The organism is Lactobacillus sp. UMNPBX12, assembly GCF_002553955.1.
GTDB lineage: Bacteria > Bacillota > Bacilli > Lactobacillales > Lactobacillaceae > Lactobacillus > Lactobacillus crispatus.
This window is the reverse complement of the sequence record NZ_PCYY01000020.1, coordinates 1-22,800: the sequence shown is the minus strand read 5'-3', so window position 1 is coordinate 22,800 and position 22,800 is coordinate 1. Positions and strand designations below refer to the sequence as shown.

The 22,800-nt window shown below is 35.5% G+C and carries 17 protein-coding genes; 9 read left to right on the top strand and 8 right to left on the bottom strand.

The genetic code is table 11. The annotated features are described in order from the left end of the window. Window positions 1-191: 191 nt before the first annotated feature. The 4 genes from CP363_RS08085 to CP363_RS08070 all read right to left on the bottom strand — a co-directional run bounded on the left by CP363_RS08085 (window position 192) and on the right by CP363_RS08070 (window position 6,500). Window positions 192-2,828, bottom strand: coding sequence for a lipopolysaccharide core heptose(II) kinase RfaY (locus CP363_RS08085; protein WP_089143321.1), 2,637 nt, complete (start codon window positions 2,826-2,828; stop codon window positions 192-194). Between the two features lie 325 nt (window positions 2,829-3,153). Beyond that, on the bottom strand, window positions 3,154-3,966 hold the full coding sequence (locus tag CP363_RS08080; protein WP_089145253.1) for a helix-turn-helix transcriptional regulator: 813 nt from the start codon (window positions 3,964-3,966) through the stop codon (window positions 3,154-3,156). Window positions 3,967-3,990: 24 nt separating this feature from the next. Continuing rightward, window positions 3,991-5,598, bottom strand: coding sequence for an ABC transporter ATP-binding protein (locus CP363_RS08075; RefSeq protein WP_089143182.1), 1,608 nt, complete (start codon window positions 5,596-5,598; stop codon window positions 3,991-3,993). An 89-nt stretch (window positions 5,599-5,687) separates the two neighbouring features. After that, window positions 5,688-6,500 (bottom strand): helix-turn-helix domain-containing protein, encoded by an 813-nt coding sequence (locus tag CP363_RS08070; RefSeq protein ID WP_089143183.1) that lies wholly within the window; start codon window positions 6,498-6,500, stop codon window positions 5,688-5,690. A gap of 112 nt (window positions 6,501-6,612) precedes the next feature. On the opposite strand from CP363_RS08070, the gene CP363_RS08065 reads away from it, so the two are divergent. Next, window positions 6,613-7,320 (top strand): YjjG family noncanonical pyrimidine nucleotidase, encoded by a 708-nt coding sequence (locus CP363_RS08065; RefSeq protein WP_089145847.1) that lies wholly within the window; start codon window positions 6,613-6,615, stop codon window positions 7,318-7,320. Here CP363_RS08065 and CP363_RS08060 read toward each other — a convergent pair. Next, complete coding sequence (locus tag CP363_RS08060) at window positions 7,317-8,186, bottom strand: CorA family divalent cation transporter (protein ID WP_089145848.1); 870 nt, start codon at window positions 8,184-8,186, stop codon at window positions 7,317-7,319. The two genes, CP363_RS08065 and CP363_RS08060, sit on opposite strands and share 4 nt — an antisense overlap. Window positions 8,187-8,301: 115 nt before the next feature. On the opposite strand from CP363_RS08060, the gene CP363_RS08055 reads away from it, so the two are divergent. The 3 genes from CP363_RS08055 (at window position 8,302) to CP363_RS08045 (ending at window position 12,154) form a co-directional block, all read left to right on the top strand. Then, complete coding sequence (locus tag CP363_RS08055; protein ID WP_089143185.1) at window positions 8,302-9,159, top strand: aldo/keto reductase; 858 nt, start codon at window positions 8,302-8,304, stop codon at window positions 9,157-9,159. A gap of 82 nt (window positions 9,160-9,241) precedes the next feature. After that, window positions 9,242-11,167, top strand: a complete 1,926-nt coding sequence (locus CP363_RS08050; RefSeq protein WP_098036108.1) for a translation factor GTPase family protein — start codon at window positions 9,242-9,244, stop codon at window positions 11,165-11,167. A gap of 168 nt (window positions 11,168-11,335) precedes the next feature. Beyond that, entirely contained in the window at window positions 11,336-12,154 is an 819-nt protein-coding gene (locus tag CP363_RS08045) for a Cof-type HAD-IIB family hydrolase (protein ID WP_098036107.1), read from the top strand. 68 nt (window positions 12,155-12,222) lie between these two features. Here CP363_RS08045 and CP363_RS08040 read toward each other — a convergent pair whose 3' ends face one another. Beyond that, complete coding sequence (locus CP363_RS08040; protein WP_098036106.1) at window positions 12,223-13,236, bottom strand: D-2-hydroxyacid dehydrogenase; 1,014 nt, start codon at window positions 13,234-13,236, stop codon at window positions 12,223-12,225. A gap of 356 nt (window positions 13,237-13,592) precedes the next feature. On the opposite strand from CP363_RS08040, the gene CP363_RS08035 reads away from it, so the two are divergent. From CP363_RS08035 to CP363_RS08015, 5 genes are all read left to right on the top strand, one after another. Then, complete coding sequence (locus tag CP363_RS08035) at window positions 13,593-13,844, top strand: YSIRK-type signal peptide-containing protein (protein WP_098036105.1); 252 nt, start codon at window positions 13,593-13,595, stop codon at window positions 13,842-13,844. Continuing rightward, window positions 13,804-14,343: an LPXTG cell wall anchor domain-containing protein gene (locus tag CP363_RS08030; RefSeq protein WP_098036104.1), complete on the top strand. Its 540-nt coding sequence runs from the start codon at window positions 13,804-13,806 to the stop codon at window positions 14,341-14,343. The genes CP363_RS08035 and CP363_RS08030 overlap by 41 nt, the downstream gene beginning before the upstream one ends. 554 nt (window positions 14,344-14,897) lie before the next feature. Then, a complete protein-coding gene (locus tag CP363_RS08025) occupies window positions 14,898-15,725 on the top strand; it encodes an exodeoxyribonuclease III (protein ID WP_065991141.1) in 828 nt (275 codons plus the stop codon). Between the two features lie 73 nt (window positions 15,726-15,798). Beyond that, complete coding sequence (locus CP363_RS08020; RefSeq protein ID WP_089147965.1) at window positions 15,799-17,241, top strand: amino acid permease; 1,443 nt, start codon at window positions 15,799-15,801, stop codon at window positions 17,239-17,241. Between the two features lie 65 nt (window positions 17,242-17,306). Continuing rightward, complete coding sequence (locus CP363_RS08015; RefSeq protein ID WP_098036103.1) at window positions 17,307-20,135, top strand: DUF3427 domain-containing protein; 2,829 nt, start codon at window positions 17,307-17,309, stop codon at window positions 20,133-20,135. A gap of 34 nt (window positions 20,136-20,169) precedes the next feature. On the opposite strand, the gene CP363_RS08010 is transcribed toward CP363_RS08015, so the two are convergent. Both CP363_RS08010 and CP363_RS08005 read right to left on the bottom strand, forming a co-directional pair. Continuing rightward, the gene (locus CP363_RS08010) at window positions 20,170-21,222 is read right to left on the bottom strand and encodes a serine hydrolase (RefSeq protein WP_005721937.1); all 1,053 of its coding nucleotides are present in this window, start codon (window positions 21,220-21,222) and stop codon (window positions 20,170-20,172) included. Window positions 21,223-21,426: 204 nt separating this feature from the next. Beyond that, a complete protein-coding gene (locus tag CP363_RS08005; protein WP_057726847.1) occupies window positions 21,427-22,644 on the bottom strand; it encodes a DUF2075 domain-containing protein in 1,218 nt (405 codons plus the stop codon). Between the last annotated feature and the right edge of the window lie 156 nt (window positions 22,645-22,800).

Sequence of the window (22,800 nt, the reverse complement as noted above, 5' to 3'; positions counted from 1 at the left end):
CTTCCTTTCGTTCAAATTTGTTAGCTAAATTTTAAGTAATTATGAGAAAGATGTCAAATGATTTTTTGCTGAGTTGGTCTTATTATGATTCGCGATAACTAAAAGTATTACTATCTTATGAGAAGATCACTAGAAATTTGTCCTAAATTAGCCAAATTAATATAAAATGCGATGATAAATGTTTTTAGGAATTATTTTGTTTTATAACTAGAGCTAAAAAATTTTTGGGATAATTGCTGTTCCTGCTTGGTATCTAGGAAAAATAATCTATCTTTTTTCGATAAAGCATCTATAATGGTTTTCATTATTCCGACTTGGCCGACCCCAAAGTCTATTGTATGTAGGTAGCCAGTTTCATCGATAAATTTTAAAGTATTATTTTTAAAATTTAATGCAGTTGAAATTTCATATAACGAGATCATAAAAATATGATGGTATACATTAGTATCATTTGTTCTTACAAACAAATCTGATAAAAAGTTGATTATACTACTTCTGCCATGACACCAACACCCATCTAATTTTAGGCAGTTTTTAATAAGGCATGAATAAATTAAGGGTATAGATTTATATTTATTATTTAGTATTGATTGTGCTCTTACTAGTGCATCACCAATTCCACTGATTCCTTCACACCAAGAGAAATACATATAATTGTTAAAGTTAGAGTCACATTTTAGATTTTGTGCTAAAAAATTATCAATATATTTTAATTTATTTTTAGCTACTATGAATGCTTTGTGATCATTGAACATAAGGGCGCTCATTAACAATACATAGGCAGTACCAGCTAGGCCATGAGCAAAATTAATTCTGTCAAAAGTAGTAGATAGTGAGGCATGTTGATCATTAAGTACACTTTTTAATAAACTATCATGCAAAGTTTTAGCTTTCATTTTAACTACTGTCATATCACCTTCTTTTACTAACGATAAGACAAATATTAAAGAATAGAGCTTACCTGCAGTACCTAATGCAAAATCGATAGAGGTATTTGTAACATTCCAACTGTTTATAATAGTATTTATAGCTTTTTCAAAGTCTTTGGTAGTCAGGGTCCCCTTTCTATAGTTATATCCTAATTCCCATAACAACCCTGAACTTCCGAATAAGTAGCTATCATTGTAGCTGAAATTTAGGCTATTTTGGATTATATTACGTAATTTGTTTAGATTGTGTATAGCTGGACGTCCTAAAGCACAGTTGACTCCTATTACTCCATGTTGAATAGATAATGGACTTATTTGGCTGCCGAACTCATTAGATTGCCACCATTTTATTTGAAAATCATTTTTATCTAAAAGATTCTTGTTGGATATTTTATCTATCAATTTATTTTGATTATAATTTAAAATATTAATCAACTTATGACAACTATACTTTGACCTTTTTAATATATCTTTATCAAGTGGCTTAATTTTTGATTGTATGTTTTTAATTTGTTCAGGCGCATATAAGTTATCACTTTTGGCTAAATTTAATAAGTAGTTAACTATCAAATATAGTTCTAAGTTGTTGGTATCAATAGAAGATGCTACATATATTTCTCTTTTTAGAGCTTTAATAGCATTCGAAATATCATGAGAATTATATTTTGGTAAATTACCGATTAATATAGCTAAGATTGATACAGCTAATGAGAAAATATCTTCTTTTTGGGATAACTGTGTTTTAGAATGATTGTAAGGGATATAATACGGAGTATATCCTTCTCTATATTTATTTTGATATGTAAATGAAAGGTATTCTAAATCAATTAGATAGCAAGTACCATTACTAAAAATAAAGTTACTATTTGTTAAATCTCCAATAACAATATTCCTACTATGTAACTTGTATACTGTATCACATAATGCATAAATAATTTCTTCCTTCTTTTTAGATGCTATAGGTGCATCTAAAGAAACCCCATCAATATATGAAGTGACATTAAAGTCTACTTTATTTACAGTAAATCTATCTAATAATTTAGGAACAGTTCCAGAATTTTGTAGGATAGTTAAAAATTGACTTTCATTTGCTAGTAATTGTTTTGCGCTTGATGAGGTAATAGAATTTTGAACAAATGGGTTTGCTGATTTAATAATTACTTTTTTTGTTTTATGATTTGCTAAATAAACATCACCCTTATTTTTTTGGCTTAGTATACTAATAAAATTATATTTACTTATATTTTTGTTATCAAGCTCATTGGTATCTTCTAACCAAGATGAATCCGATTTGAAGAATGGTAGAGTAACGCTATCAGGCACTTTGAATTCCTCATCTCTATTATCTTCCGTAATGGTTCCATTTGGTAAGGTCATTAAATCAATGAATTTTTTGTTTACTTCATCCCATTTTTTTAGCTCTTTAAAAGCACCATATCTAAATTGAACAGGGCTATAATTAGGAAGCTGATAATCGGTAAAAATAGTTGGAGCCTTGAAATTAGATAAGGTATTAGCTAATTTCTTAATAATTCTTCTGAATTTAGAATCATTTTCTGGATAGAAAGTAATAAATTTATTTGCTTCAGTTACTGATGTATGAGGATCGTTAAGAGCTTTATAGACTTCTTTTGATCTTGCAACTTTAAAAGTGCACTCTTCCTCTGTTAATAGGTTGTAGACGATTTTAAAAACCTTTTTCATATCTTGGGGTAAACATGCAATGTGTCCTTTCCAGCCAGATTGTGGCAATGTGGTACCAGTAAATATATAGTGCTTCCACATACTATCAAATTTTGTGGTATAGTGTGGATTTTTAAAAGTACTTAAAAAAGTGGTAAATTTGTCATTACTATTTTGACATTTGATAAAAGTGTAATATTCGTTTGATGTTTTCATAATTAACTCCAAAAAAGTCCTAAAAGATATGAAACTTTTAGGACTAAAAAAATATTAACAAGTTTTACTGCAGGTGTAGCTACACAAGCGAGGACCAGTGTTGGTCATTACGTGAGATTTAGGTAACTTCCTCAAGTTTCTTACTTGACTCAATTTCAAATTTTTCATTGAATTATATCCTTTCTTATAATATTTTAATTAGAAGAAGTGGAGGATAAAACAGGCAATACTACAATAACCATATAATAAGTCTCCTTTCTTTTAATTAATAACTTAATTATAAATTAAAGTTACTAATATTTATCATAATTTGCAAATCTACAAATTATTTTACTAAATTTAAAATAAACTTGTTATAGCCAGTTTCTTTGAGGAGATCTATAATTTCTTTAGTCTTATTTTTATTTTTCTCAAAGAGATATTTAAAGTAAATGCCTAGTAATTTATACATTAGTAAGTCAGGATCTTGTGATAGATTTGCTAGTAATGTAATGGTTTGGTTAACTAAGGTCAATTCCTTTTCTGTATAACATTTATTTAAGTAATTTATGCAAATTCCAGCAATTCTTCGTTGTAATTCAAAAGGACAATTAGATATATTGTTGATATATTCTTTTAATATTTGTTCCATATATATGCTTAATCTATCGGTGTGAAATACTGAAATTGAACTTCCAAATAATTGAAGAAATTCTTTATCTTTTGTCCAATTATCTTTTTTATTTAATTCTTTAGAGAATCTAGATATAAGATCAGTATTTGCAGTTACATCTGTATTATTTAAAGTTGAAATAATTAAATCTGCTTGAAGTAGCAAAAAATTATTATTAGGTATCTTTAGGATAATATTTTTAATTTTTTGTACTTGGTTTAAATTTCTATCGTAAAAAGATTGCGCTAGCATTTTAAGTATTTGATCTGACGATAATATATTTTTATTTAATGATTTAAAGAAGGGATCAATGTTTAAATTGTTTATGTATAACAATTTTATAAAGTCAGATGCTCGTAAATCTTGTTCACCGTTTTCAACTCGAGAATATTGAGATACTGAAATAATATTTTGAGTGAATTTGGCCTGTGTTAAATTTAATTTTTTTCGTTCATTCTTAAATATTTGTCCCATTAAAATACTCATTTTTTCTTCTTAACATAGAATTAATTATATTTCCAATAGCTGGTCAAACCTATCTTTATTTTCTTCATGCAGTTGGTGACTAACGAAGATAACAGTAATATCTTTTTGCTTTAAAAAATCATTTTCAACTTTTAATGCTGTCTTTTTATCCAGATTGCTAGTACTTTCATCGAATAAAAACAAGCTTTTCTTTCGTAATAATCCTCGTGCTAAAGCTAATCTTTGTTTTTGCCCGCCAGATAAACTGGCACCACCTTCACCAATTTGGGTGTTAAGGCCTTGAGGTAGTTGATTAACAAAATCTACTAGATCTATTTTCTCTAAGACACTGTTTATTTGTTCAGAAGGAAAATTTTCACCTAATGTTAAATTATAAAGAACTGTATCATCAAACAAGTAAGGCGTTTGATCAATATAGATAGCAGTTTGACGAAGTGAATCATAGCTAATTTCTTTTTCTTCAATGTTGTTAAGCCTAATTGATCCCTGATAGTTCTGGATTTGTCCCGAAATTATTTTTAATAGTGTACTTTTACCACTGCCAGATTGGCCATAGATACCAACTTTTTCATTAGTATTAATTTTAATATTTAAGGGATGTTGAAAAATTCTTTTGTGATCAAAAGTCATTTGCAAATTTCTAGTACTTAGAGACTTGAATTTGAAGTCTGTTAGCTGATATCCTTCTTGTTTACTATTTTGATTATTATCTAAGTGATATTTTTCAAAAATAGGGGTTAATGCGGTCATCTCTGTCCAGATCGGGGCAATTACAGCCAGTGAATTAAAAACGTTGTAAGATAAGTTCCCAGATGAGCCAATCACACCAATAGAAATGATTTTGTTTAGTGCTAGAAAGCCGGTCCAAGCCTGAATTCCTGTCTGACCGATAATATTTGAAAAGCCAGCCAGATTATTTGCTACAGCTTGATACTTTTCTTGCTTGATTTTCTTGTTGGCAACACTCAAAGCAGTTCCAATAATTCTTTTTTCTAATTGTCGCTCCATGCCAAAAATAGAGAAAGTAGTAAAACCACGTAGGCTGTCATTAATAACATTCAATAATCGTTCATTCGCTTTTGTAGTAGAAAGGCCTGCGTTGGCCAACTTTTTATGAATAATTTGTGGTAATAAAACAGTTAACAATGAAACAATTAGGATTAGTGGAACAAAAGTCCATGAAAATTGAACTAAAGCAACGATTGAAAATAATGGATCTGTAATAATTTGAATTGCTTGCAATATATTATAGAAACCCTGATTTTCGATTGTAGTAGTATCGTTAGTCAACCAAGATGCATAGATACCGGTATCTTTTTTCTGAAAATCAGCAATCCTCTTTTTTTCGATCTGACTAATAATGTCTTTACGCAGATCAATGCTTAAGTACTGAACGGTTTTGGTAGTTTGAATTTGTAATAAAATCAAAAAGATTGATAAAATTGCAAATACAACAATGTCTAAACCCACGTATTTAAAGAATCTATCTATTTGCAACTTGATTAATGCATTAAAGATACTAACGTTGATCAATGCATGCGTCACGCGTAATGATGACGTAATGATTGTTAGCAGGGTTACGATCATTACTAACTTTGGTTCCTTTTTTAGGTATTTGAATAAATAACTCATTTTTCTCACCTCTTTAAGTATTATTAAATGAGATGAAAAAATTTAAATCTGATGTGCGTAAAAGATATTGAGTTTTCGTATACGAAAATTTAAAGGCGAGGCAAAACTTTGATTAAGTCATGGCAACCAGCATCTTTCAGGACTTGCAAGATTTGGGCACACTTAGCTCGGTCTTTAGCAAAAACTGCTTGATAGTAATTACCAAGAATTTTAACCAAAAGTATCTCTTTGTGATAGGGCAATCTTTGTAGATAATTTAGAGGACGAGAAATTAGCTCTGGTGCATTGTATTCGTAACAGTTATCAAGGTAGTTTACACAAATAGCGCCAACATTTTCTGCTAGTATAGTGGTTAATTTGTTAGGATGAGGATATTTGACCAAGATGGCATTTACCAAAAAGCTTAGCTCATCTAAGTGATAGATACGCATTGTTTCACGGAAGGTCTGCAAAGAATATACATCCCAGTTATCATTACGAAAAACGTATTCTTTAAGCTTCATTTTTAAGTCAAGCGGAATTTTTTTAGCTTGAGGCAAGTAGACATCTAAGTATAAACGAAGTTGAAGTCTGTAGTATTCAGTTACATGATCTTTAGGCAGAGCATTTAATTTAGTTTGAATTTTGAGTAATTCTTTTTTATCTCCGCGTTCATAAGCGGTATTAATTTGCTCAAGAATATCAGTATCTGGCTTGCTTTTTGGGCTGATATAAGTAGTGAAAAAAGTACTTACATCAATATTGTGTTGGTTAAGCAATTCGATTAATTCTGTTGTGCCAATATCGTGAATGTCTCTTTCTACCTTTGAATAAAAGGAAACAGAAATTATTCCTGCAGCCATTTCTGCTTGGGTGAGTCCTAGTTTAGTTCTAAGTTGCTTGAGTGCTGAACCAATTGTCATTGTGATACCTGTTTCTATTAAAAATATTTCTTTAAATTATAAACCCAAGCACTAGTGATTAACCATGCTATAATAATTATTCTAACAATCATCATAGAAAGAAGGGATCAGATTGCGTTACAAACAAATTATTTTTGATGTAGATGACACAATTATCGATTTTGCGGCAACCGAAGATTTTGCCTTACATAGCTTGTTTAACGCTCATCACTGGCCTTTATCTGCGGAATTGCAGCGGCAGTATCATTCTTATAATCAAGGACTTTGGCGCCGGCTTGAACAAGGTGAACTAACTTATGAAGAGTTAAGTGAAATGACTTTCCATGATTTCATTTTGGATCATTTTGGTATTGAGATTGACGGCAAGAAGGCAATGGATGAATATCGTTCATACTTTGGCGAAGCACACCAATTATTGCCTGGGGTTGAAGATACCTTGATTTTTGCTAAAAAGCAGGGCTATAAGTTGACTATTTTAAGCAATGGTGAAAAATTTATGCAAAATCACCGGTTGGAGCTTGCTGGTGTGAAAAAATATTTTGACCTAATTGTTACGTCAGAAGAAGCCCACTATTCTAAGCCTAACCCACATGCTTTTGATTATTTCTTCAGTCGTACGGAAATTGGTCCGAGTGAGACTGTCTTTTTTGGGGATGGATTGCAATCGGATATTTTAGGTGCAGAAAAATATGGCTTTGATAGTATTTGGTACAATCATCGCCATCGGAAAAATACTTTGAATTTGCATCCAATTTTTGAGGTAGAAACCTATCCAGAACTTGTTAAATTAATGCAGAATGATTTTGAGAAGAAGTACTAATCATTATACTTTTTGCTCTTCAAGAAGATGCCCCAACCAATAGTTAATAAGCTGGCAAAAATTATTAAAATCCAAAAGCCGTTTTCATTTTCTTTACCTGGTAAGCCGCCGACATTCATGCCCCAAATGCCACTGATTAAAGCGGGAAGAGCAATTACCAGGGCAGCTGAATCTAGATATTTCATTAAATGGTTCAAGTGACTGTCCATCATGGCGGTAAAGAGGCCGCTAATGGAATCGAGCAAGTCAGTATAAACATGAATCATTTTGGTAATTCGTTTTTGCCTGGTTATGATACTTTTGACGCGGGCTTGATTTGCTAGCTTGTTTTCTACTAAATAATTGCCAAATTCTTCTAGACTAGGTGTTTGATCATCTAAGGTATGCTTTAAGTAAACTAGCTGGCGAGTCAAATCTGTTACTTTTTTTAATTCTTTGGTCTTAGTTGTCTTTCTAGCAGCTTGATCTAAACGATCAATTTCTTGTTTGATGGTTACTAATTCTGACCGAATGTGTTTAATTTGAATACACAAGCTTTGGAAAATAGTTTCAATAATATTTTCTTGTGGCTTTAATTCTGAGCAGCTTGCTGTTGTACCAATAAAAAGATGATTTTCGTCAAAGATAGTGAAAACTGGAATTAATTTTTGTTCAATAGGTAAGTCAGCGCTTAATAGATCAAAGCTGACTAGTAGGTGACCATTTTTTAGTTTATTAGAATCAATAGGGATAAAACGAGCAACCTCAATCGAGGAATTAGGGTAAGTGAAAATTGTAGGATCTAGATCCCATTTTTTGATTAAATGATCGATATCGTTTTGCGTCAATTGATCTTTTAAAATTATATTCTGACTATTAGTAAGCATATTTGTTCACCTCTGTTTCTTTTTTAGTTTAAGATTAACATGTAATGTTTTTTAGACTGAATTAAGTTGACTTAAAAATATATTTTTTTAACAAAAAATATAGAAAGGTGAGAATATGGAATTACATTCACTTACTGATACTTATACCCTAAATAATGGTGTAGAGATCCCTGTAATTGGCTTTGGTACTTGGCAAACACCAAGTGGAGAAGTTGCAAGAGAATCTGTTGAAGCCGCACTTGAGGCGGGATACCGTCACATTGATACTGCAGCAGCTTACGGCAATGAAGAAAGTGTTGGCGAAGCAATTAAACGTAGCGGCGTTAACCGCCATGAATTATTTGTAACTACTAAATTGTGGAATTCCGATCATGGTTATGACAAGACTAAAAAGGCAATTGATACTAGTCTAGAAAAATTAGATTTAGACTATCTTGATCTTTACTTAATCCATTGGCCAAATCCTGCCAATATGCGTGACCATTGGGCAGAATTAAATGCTGAAAGCTGGCAAGCAATGGAAGAAGCAGTGAAGGCTGGCAAGATTCGCGCAATTGGTGTATCCAACTTTAGAAAGCATCACCTGGATGAATTAATGAAGACTGCTGAGATTAAGCCGGTAGTTAACCAAAGTTACTTGAATCCGAGTGATTTGCAACCGGAAGTAACGGCCGCAAGCAAGGAATATGATTTGCTTAATGAGGCTTACAGTCCTTTAGGCACTGGTGGCTTGTTAGGTAATGAAGTGGTTGGTGAAGTAGCCGAAAACTATGGTAAATCTTCAGCTCAAGTATTGATTCGTTGGTCACTTCAACATGGCTTTTTACCATTGCCGAAATCAGTTCATCCTAAGTATATTGCGGCTAATGGTGATGTCTTTGACTTTGAGATTAGTCCAGAAGACATGAAGAAGTTAGATGGTTTGCGCGGTGCAAGTAAGCTGGCTAATGATCCGGATGAGGTTAACTTTTAATTTAATTTGGAATAAAGAAAATTGAATTATCACAAGAAGTATCTTATTTTTGAAGTAAGATACTTTTTTATTAGGTGAGACAATGAAGAAAATTACAACAGGAATTGTTGCCCACGTTGATGCGGGTAAGACAACTTTATCTGAAGCTTTGCTTTATACGGCAGGCAATCTGCGCAATTTAGGCAGAGTCGACAATGGTGATGCATTTTTAGATACAGATCAATTGGAGAAAAAACGTGGCATTACCATTTTTTCTCATGAAGCTAAATTAACAACTAATAATTCAGAAATTACTTTACTAGATACTCCGGGGCACGTTGATTTTAGTGCGCAAACTGAAGAAACGTTGAGTGTGCTTGATTATGCTATCTTGGTTATTTCAATTACAGATGGTGTAGCTAGTTATACTCGCACTCTGTGGCATTTGCTCAAGCGATATCAGGTACCAGTTTTTATTTTTGTGAATAAGGTTGATGCGATAGGCGCTGATCGAGGGATGGCGTTGGTTGATATTCAAAAGAACTTAAGTGAGAGTTGCGTTGATTTTTCGAAGATTGATGATGAATTTTATGAAAATGTGGCTGCCACAGATGATGCCTTGCTTGAGAAGTATTTGGATAGTGGTGCCATGTCTGATCAGGACGTGCAAAATGCAATTGTGCAGAGAAAAGTTTTTCCAATTTATTTTGGTTCTGCGTTGAAATTAACGGGAATTACGGAATTTTTAGCTGGTTTTAGTAAATGGACTAAGGAAAAGGAATTCTCTGATAAGTTTGCGGCACGATGCTTTAAGATTTCGCATGATACTAAAGGTGAACGCTTAACTTGGTTGCGAATTTTGGGTGGCAGCTTAAAAGCCAAGACTGAATTAGCTGGTGAGAAAATTAATCAGCTGCGTAGTTATAATGGTGAAAAATTTACCACAATTACTGAAGCAGAAGCTGGTGATGTCGTAGCTTTAACAGGTTTAAGTAAAAGCTATCCTGGTCAAGGTTTTGGCGTGGGGGATGCACCAACTGCACTGCTTAAGCCAGTTTTGACCTATAAAGTTAATCCCCAGGATAATGATCTTCACGCTTGCTTAAAAGCTCTGCAAACCTTGGAAGATGAAGATCCACAGCTACATGTGACTTGGTCCGAACATTTGCAAGAAATCCACGTGCAAGTGATGGGAAAGATTCAATTAGAAATTTTAGAACAGTTAATGCAAGAACGTTTTGGTTTGAATATTGTTTTTGAACAGGGAAGTATTCTTTATCAAGAAACAATCACTAAACCAATTGAAGCAGTAGGCCACTTTGAACCACTACGTCACTACGCGGAAGTTCATCTTTTACTGGAGCCACTGCCACGTAATAGCGGTATTGTTTTTGAAAATAAATGCAGTTTAGAAGTTTTGACTAAAAATTGGCAACATCAAATCATGACGGCATTGAAGTCTAAAGAACATCTTGGTGTTTTGACAGCTTCGCCGATTACAGATATGAAGATTACCTTGATCGGTGGTAAAGGCTCAATTGTACATTCGGTTGGTGGCGATTTCCGTGAAGCAACTTATCGTGCAGTGCGGCAAGGTTTAATGGAAGAAAAGATACGCCAGCAAACTATTTTGCTCGAACCGTGGTATGATTTCCGCTTAGAAATAGGAAAAGATCAGGTAGGGCGTGCTTTAAATGATATTCAGCGCATGAATGGAAAATTTAGTACGCCTGAAAATATTGGTGAACGAACAGTCATATCCGGTTCTGCACCGGTAGCTGAAATGCAAGATTATGCGACAGAAGTGCGCAATTATACGCATGGTGAAGGTAATCTTGAATGCGTAGTCAGTGGTTATTTGCCTTGTCACAATGCGGCAGAAATTATTGAGGAAAAGAATTATGATCCCGTTTCTGATCTGGAGAATACGCCTAACTCTGTCTTTTGTTCACATGGTGCAGGTCACACCGTCACTTGGGATAAGGTGCCAGAGACTGCACAATATCCTTATACTTATCCATTAGATTAGCATGATACCATGAATTGCTTATCTTGTTACATGTGAAACATTAAAAATGCAACTTGAAATAAACGAAATATTTGACTAGTTATGAAAGAAATTTCATTTTATTAGCAAAATACTGCTAGAAAATCGCTTGCATAGTAAGATAAAGGTACGATAGAAAGGTGATAAAACATGACACAAATACCTTTTAAAGCTGTAGCGGTTGATCTAGATGGCACTTTTTTGACCGAAAAAAAGACTTTTGATCATGCGCTATTTGCAAAAGTTTTACGAAAATTGCAAGCTAATCAAATACCGTTTATCTGTGCAACAGGGAACCAACTAATTCGTTCGCATGAATATTTTGACGAGTTTACTAATGAAGTAGATTACGTGTCTGAAAATGGGGCAATTCTAGAAGCCGATGGCAAAGTATTTAAGCGGATTGCGATTGACTATGATACTGCACAAAAATTGCTACATTTTATTCAAACAAAATACCCTGAAGCGATCATTATGGTTAGCGCACAGCATCATTGCTATATTTTGAAGAGTATGGATCAAGCGGATAAAGACGACATTAGAATTTATTATCGTGATGTTCAGGAAATCGATCAGTTTACTGACATTGATCCAACCGATGCGATCTTGAAGGTTTGTCTGACAGCTGATGATGAACTGGCACAGGTGATTCAGGATCGGTTTAATGAAAAATATGGTGACTGTATTCGCGGCACTAGCAGTGGTAATATGACAATCGACTTGGTGCATAAAGGCATTAATAAGGCCAAGGGCGTAGACGATATGCTTAAGCATTATGGCATTGCGCAAAAAGATTTGATTGCCTTTGGCGATGGCGAAAATGATATTGATATGCTTAAGGCATGTGGCTATAGCTATGCGATGAAAAACGCCAATGCGAAGGCTAAGGCGGTAGCAAAATATGAAGCGCCAACGAATGATGAAAATGGTGTTTTGAAGGTTTTGGCTAAGTATTTAGATATTGATTAATTTAATACGCAAAAAAGACTTGAGAAGTAATTTTCCCAAGTCTTTTAGTTTGTTTTAATTTAGGTTAATTAAAACTTGTTCTTGTCCAAAACAACTGGAGAATCTGGCTTTTCACCATTGATCATCTTCAAGTTGTTGTCAAATGCCTTAACAACCATGTTACGTACGGCGTGGGTGGTGTAGAAGGCGGTGTGTGGAGTTACCAATACGTTTGGACGATCAATTAAGTCTGCCAAACGCTTGTCTGGGAATTCTTTACCTTCCCAATCTTCGTTAAATACACCAACTTCGTCTTCGTAAGTATCCATAACAAAGCCAAAGATCTTACCTGAATCCAAACCGCGGATAACAGCGTCAGTGTCAACAAGTGGACCACGTGAGCAGTTTACAATTACAACGCCATCTTTCATCTTGGCAATTGATTCGTCATTGATCATGTGTACATTTGCTGGAACATCTGGTACGTGAAGTGAAATTACATCAGCTTGCTTGTACAAGTCGTCAAGTGAGTCAACGTAGTAACCCTTCTTTTCAAGTTCTGGGTTCTTGAAGATATCGTAAGCAATAACCTTTGCGCCGAAACCTTCCATAATTCTCATAAATACTTGACCAATGTGACCAGTACCAACAACACCGACAACTTGGTCACGAACTTCACGGCCGATAGTTGGTGCCCAACGTAAATCACGTTTAGCCATCTTTTCGTCCATGCGCTTGTCTTGACGTAATACACGTGCAGCTTGAATAGCAGCATGTTCAGCAATAGCGTCTGGTGAGTAAACTGGAACATTAGTAATTTCAAAGCCAAGTTCCTTAGCCTTGTCCATGTCAATGTTGTCGACACCAACGTTACGTAATGACATCTTAGTTACGCCAGCGTCTGCCAATGCTTGAAGAGTTTCTGGAGTGTAGTCTAATTGTTGGTAAACAACAACACCGTCAGCACCCTTAGCTAACTTAGCAGTTTCAGGAGTCAAAAGCTTATCAGTGTAATCTACATCGACGTCCTTGTGAGCTTCCTTCCATTCGTTTAAGAATGGTTCTTCGTCTTTACGAATAGCGTAAGCAAAAATCTTTGTCATAAATTTAACCTCCGTAAAATTTATTAGTATGACCAGTCCTCATTATACGCTTTTACTTGCTCAACAAAACACAAAAGAACCATTTTTTTGTATAGATTTTAAGAAAAATAAAAGTCAAGTTTTACTCTGAGCAAAAAAGTTGCAATTTTTTCAAAAAAGTTTATAGCCTAAAAATTGCAACTATTATTAACTGTTACCTAATCTCAATCCCATAGATATGAAAATTATTTTTGTATATAGCAATATTAGTTAAAGGTAGTATATGGATTTGTATAAGAGACGCATTTTCGTTATATAACCCAGGTTATATAATGGACTTTAAGTAGAGAAACAAACATAGCGGAGGAAAATTGAATATGCATTTTAAAGGAGAAAGCCAACAGCATTTCAGCCTAAGAAAGCTGACAATTGGTATTGCTTCTGTAATAATCGGGAACACCTTTATGTTTTTTGGTGGTCATGCTGTTCATGCAGATGATTTAAGTAGAGATGCTGAGCAAACCAGCTCAGTTGTTCAAAAACAGAGTAGTGAGAAAATAGATGTAGATGCAGTCAAAGAAGCTGATAATGTTTCAAATCAAAGACAAGACTTACCCAGACGGTACTAAGAGTACCGCAACTGTTCCTGTAACTGTCATTGCACCAAATGTACCAGACGTTATCTACGTACCAAAGGGTGACAAGGTTCCAGACCCAAGTACTGTAGTTACTAACTCTAACGATATCAAGGACAAGATTCCTGACACGACTTACACTTGGAAAACTACTCCAGATACTCCAAATACTAAAGTAGTAATTAACTATAAGGCTAATAATCCTGGTACTCCAGATACCCCAGTTACTCCACCAGTGGATCCAGGCGATAATCCAGCAACCCCAGTTACCCCGCCTGTAAAGCCAGAGCAGAAGCCAACAACACCAACTCCTCATGCTACTAAGACACCAGCAAAGGATAATGGTAGCAAGAAGACAGTAGCTAGTGAGCAAAAATCTACTTTGCCACAAACGGGGAAGAAGGATAACGTTGCTTTGACTGCTATCGGTGTAGCTATTGCAGCTGCTGGAAGCTTATTAGGATTAGCAGATAGCAAGAAGCATAGATCTTAATTTGTAATATCTAATTTCTGTTTACTAAGAAGCAAGTTGACTCAAATAGGAGCTAGCTTGCTTTTTTGTCTAAAAGTTTAAGGATTTCTAAAGACAAAAAGCAAATAGTGACGCATTGTCATAAAGCTGATATTATATACTCATAACAAAAATACAACGCATCAAATAGAGATGAATTGTACGAAGGTAACAAATCTTCTAATTCCTTATTAATACATCCTATTGGGCCTTTATTAATTCATACATTGGGTATTGCTTTTTGCTGGTTGTCCCCTATACAACCGCGAAAGTTAAGATTGATAATAAGTCCATCCCCTTTTTGCGAAGGTAAAGAGTCAAGACCCCCTGCAACATCTCTTGCGTTGAATCTTTTGTTAATCTTGATAATTTATTTTCGCAACATTAGTGATGAGTAGGCTAATGTAAAAAAATCTCGTTATTCTCATTCAACACAACTCCCTTAAAAGGGCTGGTTTAGAAAAGTCATCTAAATCAGTCCTTTTTCTTTTTTTCGTTATAATTAAACTTGAGAACTAAAACAAAGGGGAAGAAAAATGATCTTAATTTCATGGAATATCGATTCATTAAATGCAGCTCTGACTGGTACTTCAGCTAGGGCGGAAGAAACGCGGCAAGTTTTAACTAAAATTCATGATGCCAATCCAGATATTATTGCGATTCAAGAAACTAAGCTGCGTGCAACTGGGCCAACTAAAAAACATAAAGAAGTGTTGGCTGAAAAGTTCCCTGAGTATGACTATGTTTGGCGCTCTTCAGAAGAACCAGCTAGAAAAGGCTATGCTGGTACAATGTATCTTTATAAGAAAGGATTAACTCCTGCAGTGTCTGAGCCGATTATTGGCGCCCCTGAGCCGATGGATCATGAGGGACGGATAATCACACTGGAATTTGATAAATACTTTGTCACCCAGGTTTATACGCCAAATTCAGGCAGTGGTTTAAAGCGACTAGCTGAACGTCAAGTTTGGGACCAAAAGTATATTGAATATCTGCAAAAATTAGATGAAAAAAAGCCAGTTTTGGCAAGTGGCGATTATAATTGTGCTCACACAGAAATTGACTTAAAACATCCCGAAAATAATCATCACTCAGCTGGCTTTACTGATGAAGAAAGAGTCGACTTTACCAATTTGCTCAATGCTGGCTTTACCGATACCTTTAGAAAAGTTCATGGTGAGATTATTGGCGTATATTCTTGGTGGGCTCAACGTGTCAGAACCGCTAAGGCTAACAACTCTGGCTGGAGAATTGATTATTGGCTAGTAAGCAATCGCATTGCTGATAAGGTGGTCCGCTCAGAGATGATCGATACGGGCAAACGAGCAGACCACTGCCCAATTTTGCTTGAAATAAATCTTTAAATTGAAGCAAGCCCTAGTATAATTTCTTTTTGAAATGTTTTTATTTTGAAAAAGAAGTAGGGGTTGAAATTCTTTGAATAACGAGAAAAAAGAAGATTGGGCTTTGGAGCAGGATCTGAAGTACAATCGTCTGACAGCATTTAAGCTATTCGCGATGACTAGTTCAATGGTTATTTCTGTTGATGAACTCGCACCATTTGGTAAAACTGGAGCAACGGCACTGTTTTACTTGTTAATTGCTGGAATCGCTTGGTTTATCCCGATTACGCAAATGGCTGGAGAAATGGCTTCAATTGACGGCTGGGAAAAAGGCGGAATCTTCACTTGGGTGAAAGGATCTCTTGGAGACAAAACAGGCTGGACAGCAATGTTTTATCAATGGATTCATATTACTGTTGGTATGGATACGATGATGTATGTGATCATTGGGGCATTGTCTATCACATTTGGGACACCTTGGTTCAACACCACGCCAATCGTACGCTTCATTTTAATGATGGTTATTTTGTGGGGAGCAACAGCGATTCAGGTAATTGGTGTTAGAAAGATTGGTCGAATCGCTGAATGGCTGTTTATTCTGGGGATTGCGACACCAGTAATTTTATTGATTATTTCATTCTTCGTATATGTGATTCAGGGGCATCCCTTGCATATGACGATTAACTGGAATACTGTAATTCCACATAAATTGAATGGTAATACATTAGTTGCCTTTGTCCCATTTATGTTGGCCTTTTGTGGTGGGGAAGCTTCTGCACCGCACGTTAAAAACTTGGACCACATCAAGTCATACTCAAAAGTTATGCTTGGCTTAGCCGTTACTGCAATCTGCTTCGACTTGCTAGGTAGTATGGCAATTGGAATGACTGTGCCTAAGGATCAAATAGAGAACAGTACAGGCTTTGTTTATACCTATGGCAAGCTGTTAACGTCAATCGGGCTACCTGGTGATCTGTTGCAAAAAATTGTGGGTATAATGTTAGCTTGCGGTATTATTGGTGAGCTAGGCAACTGGATTGCTGGTCCTAATCAGGGAATGTATGAAGCGGCTAAAGAGGGCTATATGCCTAAGTTTTTTGCTAAAACCACTAAGCACGGCGTGCCATTAAGAATTATGGTTTTACAATCAAGTATCGTTACCATTTCTGCATTATTGATTACTTTTACCAGTGGTGCCGATGCCGATTTTGCGTTTAACGTTTCATTGGCCGCAACGACGGCGCAATATCTCATGGTTTATATGATTATGTTGATTGCTTACATGGTTTTGAAAAGAAAGCATGAAGATTATCACCGTATGTATTATATGAGCAAGAACCCTAATTTGAGTATTGCAATTGCGGTGCTTGCATTAATCATCACGGTTATAGCTTTCTTTGTAACTTTTGTTCCAGCACAAGGCACGCCAAGCAATTTGCGTCACGTTTATGTTTGGACCTTAATCGGCATGTGTACCATTGTGTCGATTTTGCCACTTATTTTGTATCGCTGGCATGAAAAATGGCAATCACAATAGAATTAAGAAGCATTCGTTTTTCAAGACGGATGCTTTTTTAGTAGAATTTGAGAGAGGTGAATAAAATGGCGGATGCGATGAGGGATGCAATATTAAATGGTTTTGTTGATCAAAATTATTTAGGAAGTGAAGAATTAGGTCCTAAAATATTAGCTAATAATCAGCAAGAGAGAATCTGGCAGACTTTGCGCCAGGAATTGTATAGTTGCAAGTCCTTTACTTGGGCGGTTGCGTTTATTACGCAAGACATGCTAGTTCCGTTTAAGGTGATAATGGCAGATTTAGCGAAAAATGGAATTAGTGGCACGATTATTACTGGTGATTACTTGGGTTTTAACAATCCGCGTGTTTTTACGGAATTACAAAAGATTCCTAATTTAGAAGTTCGTATTGCTAATAAGGCAGGTTTCCATACTAAAGGATATTTATTTGATCATGAAAACTATCAAACTGTGATTATTGGCAGTGCTAATTTTACACGTTCAGCTCTGCTGGCTAACTATGAGTGGGCTTTGAAAGTAAGTTCAAAAAAGCAAGCAGATTTAACAGCTCAATTAGTGGATAAAATTGCAGATTTAAAACAGGATAGTTTTGTTTTAAATTCAGCCTGGCTAACAGATTATCGTAAAAATTGGGTAAAGCCTGAGCGAGTTGCTACTGATCGGCATCAGACAAAAATTTTACCAAATAAAATGCAAAAAGCGGCTTTAAAACAGATAGAGGCACTAGTTGCAAGTGGTGAAAAACGAGGGCTAGTAGTGTCAGCCACGGGAACGGGGAAAACTTATTTAGGTGCTTTTGCCGTTAAGAAATATCAGCCGCGGCGTTTTTTATACATTGTGCATCGTGAGCAAATTGCTAAAAAGTCATTAGAAAGTTTTTATCGTGTAATCGGTGGACCAAGATCGGATTATGGCTTATTAACGGGAAATAGGCACAATTTACAGGCCAAGTATTTATTTGCGACGGTACAAACGATAAGTCAACCTGAGATGCTGGCTAATTTTAATAGCGACGAATTTGATTATATCTTGATTGATGAAGCACATAGGGCAGCTGCACCTTCGTATCAGCGCCTTTTACATTATTTTAAGCCCAATTTTTGGTTAGGAATGACGGCTACGCCTGAACGAATGGATGAGCAAAATGTTTACCAGATTTTTGACTACAATTTGGCATATGAAATTCGTTTGCGGGATGCACTGGAAGAAAAGATGCTGGCGCCATTTCATTATGTGGGTGTCCAGGATTATGAAGCAGACGGAGTAGCGATTGATGAAACAACAGATTTACGCTACCTAGCTTCTACATCTCGAGTAGACTATGTTTTAAAGGAATTAGACTATTACGGCTATTGTGGAACAAAGGCTAAAGGCTTGGTTTTCTGCAGTCGACAGGATGAAGCACGTGAATTAGCTCGGCTTTTTAGTCAAAAAGGACATCCCGCTGTAGCATTGACCAATGAGGATAATGAAAAAAGACGTAATGAAGTGGTTGCGTCTTTAGTTAAAGGTGAGATTGAGTATATTGTAGCGGTTGACTTGTTTAACGAAGGAATCGACATCCCTGCCTTGAATCAAATTGTAATGTTACGCAACACACAGTCGAGCATAGTGTTTATACAGCAGTTAGGCCGGGGGCTTCGTAAATATCCTGGCAAAGATTTTACCGTTGTGCTAGATTTTATTGGCAATTATAAAAACAATTACATAATTCCGTTGGCACTGAATCAGGATACTTCTCGAAGCAAAGATCAAGCTAAACGAGAAACGCGTCTGCCAAGCTTTATTGATGTTTCAACGATTAACTTTAGTAAAATTGCCAGTGAAAAAATTTTGGCTTCGCTTGATAGTGTCAAGCTTGATGGGATGCGTGAATTGCGGCAGAGTTACCATGATCTCAAGAACAAACTAGGGCGTGTACCGCTACTATTTGATTTTTATCAATATGGCTCAGTTGCACCGATTGTTTTTGCACAAAATCATGGCTTGGCAAGCTATGCTGACTTTTTGGGTAAAATGGGCGAAGACGTTAATTTATCAAAATATGAAAATGAAGTGCTGTCTTTTGTGACTAAGGAATTACTTAATGGTAAAAGAATTCACGAGTTACTTTTGTTAGAGATGCTACTTGAACAAGATATTGTTAAGCAAGAAGATTATCTAGCTCAATTGAAACGACACCATGCTTATGTAAATGATGAATTGTTAGCTTCTGTTGATGCGATTTTATCGCTAGATTTTTTTGATATTAAGCAGGGAAAGACTACCAAAAAAGCACAATATGGTAAATTGCCGTTAGTTGAACGTAGCAATTTATTTGACTATCAATTGAATGGTTCTCTACGCTCTGCTCTAGATCAACATGATTTTAAGAATTTATTTGTTGATGCTATTAAAACTGGTTTGGCCTTAAATCAGGAATATGATAATCAGCGTCAATTTACTTTATATCAGCAATATGATCGTAAGGACGCTTGTCGACTCTTGAACTGGCCTAAGGATGTTTCGGCCCCGATGTATGGCTATCGTGTTGGTGAGCAGGACACACCAATCTTCATCACTTATCATAAAGATGATCATGAAAAGCGGAATGCTCTGTATCGTAATACATTGGCTGATGGGCGCAGTTTGCGCTGGTATACTCGGGTGCCACGGCATTTAGATTCTGATGAGGTACAGCGTTTGCTTAATACGCGAGGGATGAATTTGTATATATTTGTTAAAAGAAGCGATGCAGATGGTAAGCAGTTCTTTTATTTAGGCAAGGCAAAGATTCAAGCTGATTCTGTTCGCGAAGAATTGCTCGGTGTTAAGAAAAAGCCAGCTGTAGGGATGAACTTAATGTTGAAACATCCACTGAGTGAGTCAATGCATGAGTTATTATTTGAATAGACCAAAAAAGCCTTTCCGCTTAGGAAAAGCTTTTTTAATTGCCGCTAATATTAATTAGATCTTGGTCATCTTGGTTATTATCCTTATCAAACATTCTAGGCTTGATGTGATCTAGAATCTTAGTCCCGATATTTTTCTGAGCAGTTTCATCACCGCTAACCTGGTTTAAAAACATAATTATTCCATATCGATTATCTGTAGTCATTTTGATCCAATTACCAAAATGAGTGTTGCTTAAGCTACCATAAGCAGATTTAGTATGGTCATCATCTAAATGAAGCCCTCCAGAATAATTAGTGGTTGCACTTTTAAGATGAGTTAAGTAATAGAAATCGGATTTGCTTAAGATACTACCATTGGTTAAGCCAAGCTGGATCTTGTAATAATCCATTGGGGTAGTGAACATATTGCCTGCGCCTGGAAGCTGGGAGGCAAGAGTCTTTTTAACGTATTCAGCGTCTTGGTAATTTTTACCATTATTCCAGACGTAAGAGATAGGATCGGTTTTCCAACTAGGAATATCCTGATAAAGGAATGTATTAGCAAGCCCTAATTTGTTAATGATGCGATTATTGAAATTGTTTTCGTAGGATTGTCCGCTGATTTTAATAATAATTCCGGCTAATAAAAGATAGTTGGTATTATTGTAGAAGTAGGTTCCTGGTGTCCCTTGAGTGCCGTTATTAGTATTATCAATAGCCCAATTGATGGCGTCATTCTCACTTAAAACTTTTCCGCGATCCAATTCAGTATTGGTTGCTTGAATGCCAGAAGTATGGGTCATTAACTGTCCAATAGTAATATTATCGGCGTTTTTAAGATTAGGGTACCAACGTGAAATTTTGGTGTTTTGCGTAAATTTTTGACTAGTGTGCCAGTTTTCATTCATCAGCTGAATTATCATTGCTGCTGTAACAACTTTTTGCAAAGAAGCAGTTGGATAAACTACGTTGTCGTTCCCATTGCCAACTTTTTTACCGTACCAAGCGTAGCCATAGCTGATTTGTTGCGGCTGACCGTTTTTGATAATGACGATACTACCGCGAGTATTGTTTTGAGCCAAAGTATTGCGGACAAAATTTCGCATTTCGGTTTTAGAGTATGAACTGGCTTGAACTTGTGGTGGTTCAGTGATCGCAAATGCAGGAACTGTCGTTAGCAGCGCAGCGGTAGCTAGTCCAATAATTGATTTTTTCAAAATTTAAAAGGCCTTCCTTAAAAAGTGGTTTGTTTACATTTTAGCGCGTTCTTTGCATCGGACAAACTATTATTTTGGTGAAAAGACGTATTTTTAGCTAGCTTGTTGAAAAAGTGCGGCTAATTTTGCTCTGAGTGCGGGATCATGAGCGTATAAATAGGTACCGCGGATTCCTCGCTTGAATAGAACGTTGAGTGAATTCATGACCATCTTCTCTTCATATTCTATTTTTTCTTTTGAGTTGGTTAGATCATTACGCTTTTTGAACATCTCAACATCTGTAATTTTGTCTAAATTAACTTTAAGTTGATTGGTGCCGGGAATCAGGCTGATTGGTGGACCGATAATGATGCCAGCATAATTTAGGTCAAAACCTTGGCAAGTATAGATAGAACCAACTTCATTGATTGTTGTAGGAATTTCTGCCCAAGGAGTTGATGTGTAGTTGTATTGATCCCATGGCAGCATGAATTTCCCTTCTTTAATGTAATGTTTGCCACCATCAAGAGTAGATGGATAGCCGGAAGTTGAAAGAATTCTTGCCAGGCCGTCTGTTTGATTTCTCTTGACGATTTCTTGCCGCATTTTTTCTGCATCAGTAAAAATACGAAAGTCGTAGTTGTGCCACATTTCTTTTTTTAAGGGCATTAATTTATTATGTGTAAAAAAGTTAAACCATTCTATTAGACTATCTGGTGCCATCATTCTAAATTGATGATGTAGTTGATAGTCTTCGTGGGGATAATGATGAGTAATTGCTTCAAGTCGCTTACGTGTCCAGAAGCTTTTCATTCGTAAAACTTGGTTTTCATCAAATACCAAAATGACAACTTTTGACCGCTTAATAACCTCCTCTAATTGGTTATCGTGATAAAAGTTGTTGTAGTGATCAGGCTGAGATAAGAGCAAGTGTGCTTCATCAATGACGACAACATCAGCACTGGTTTGTTTTTTGTCCATCTGATTAATAAATGAAGTTGGCCGCATATAATTTTTCTTATATAGTTCTTTAATCGGCCCAGCAATCTGCTTATAGACTTTTAGCAGTTCAGGGTGATTTACTAAAAAGTAGTTTTGAGTTTTATACAGTTGGCTGCCTGTTTGGTGGTTTAATTTTTGCAACTGATCAAAAAGGGCAGAAAGCACTACACTTTTACCAGTACCTGCTTCACCATAAATAGTGAAAACAGCAGGATGATTTTTATTGCTGCAATGTGTAATCGAAAAATGTAAAATTTTTTGTACGAGAAGTGATTGCTCTTGGTTGAGCTGATGGTAAGGAGAGAGTTTAAAACTTGCTTGATTATTCAATATTTATTCACCTCGTTTTCAATTATAATGAATAGAAATAATAATGATAAAGGAAGAAAACATGACTGCACAAAAAATAATTCACGATCAGCTATTTTTAAGGTTCAGTATAAATTCTTGTGTAAACGGCTGTGAGATTTAGGATGCCTTTCGGGA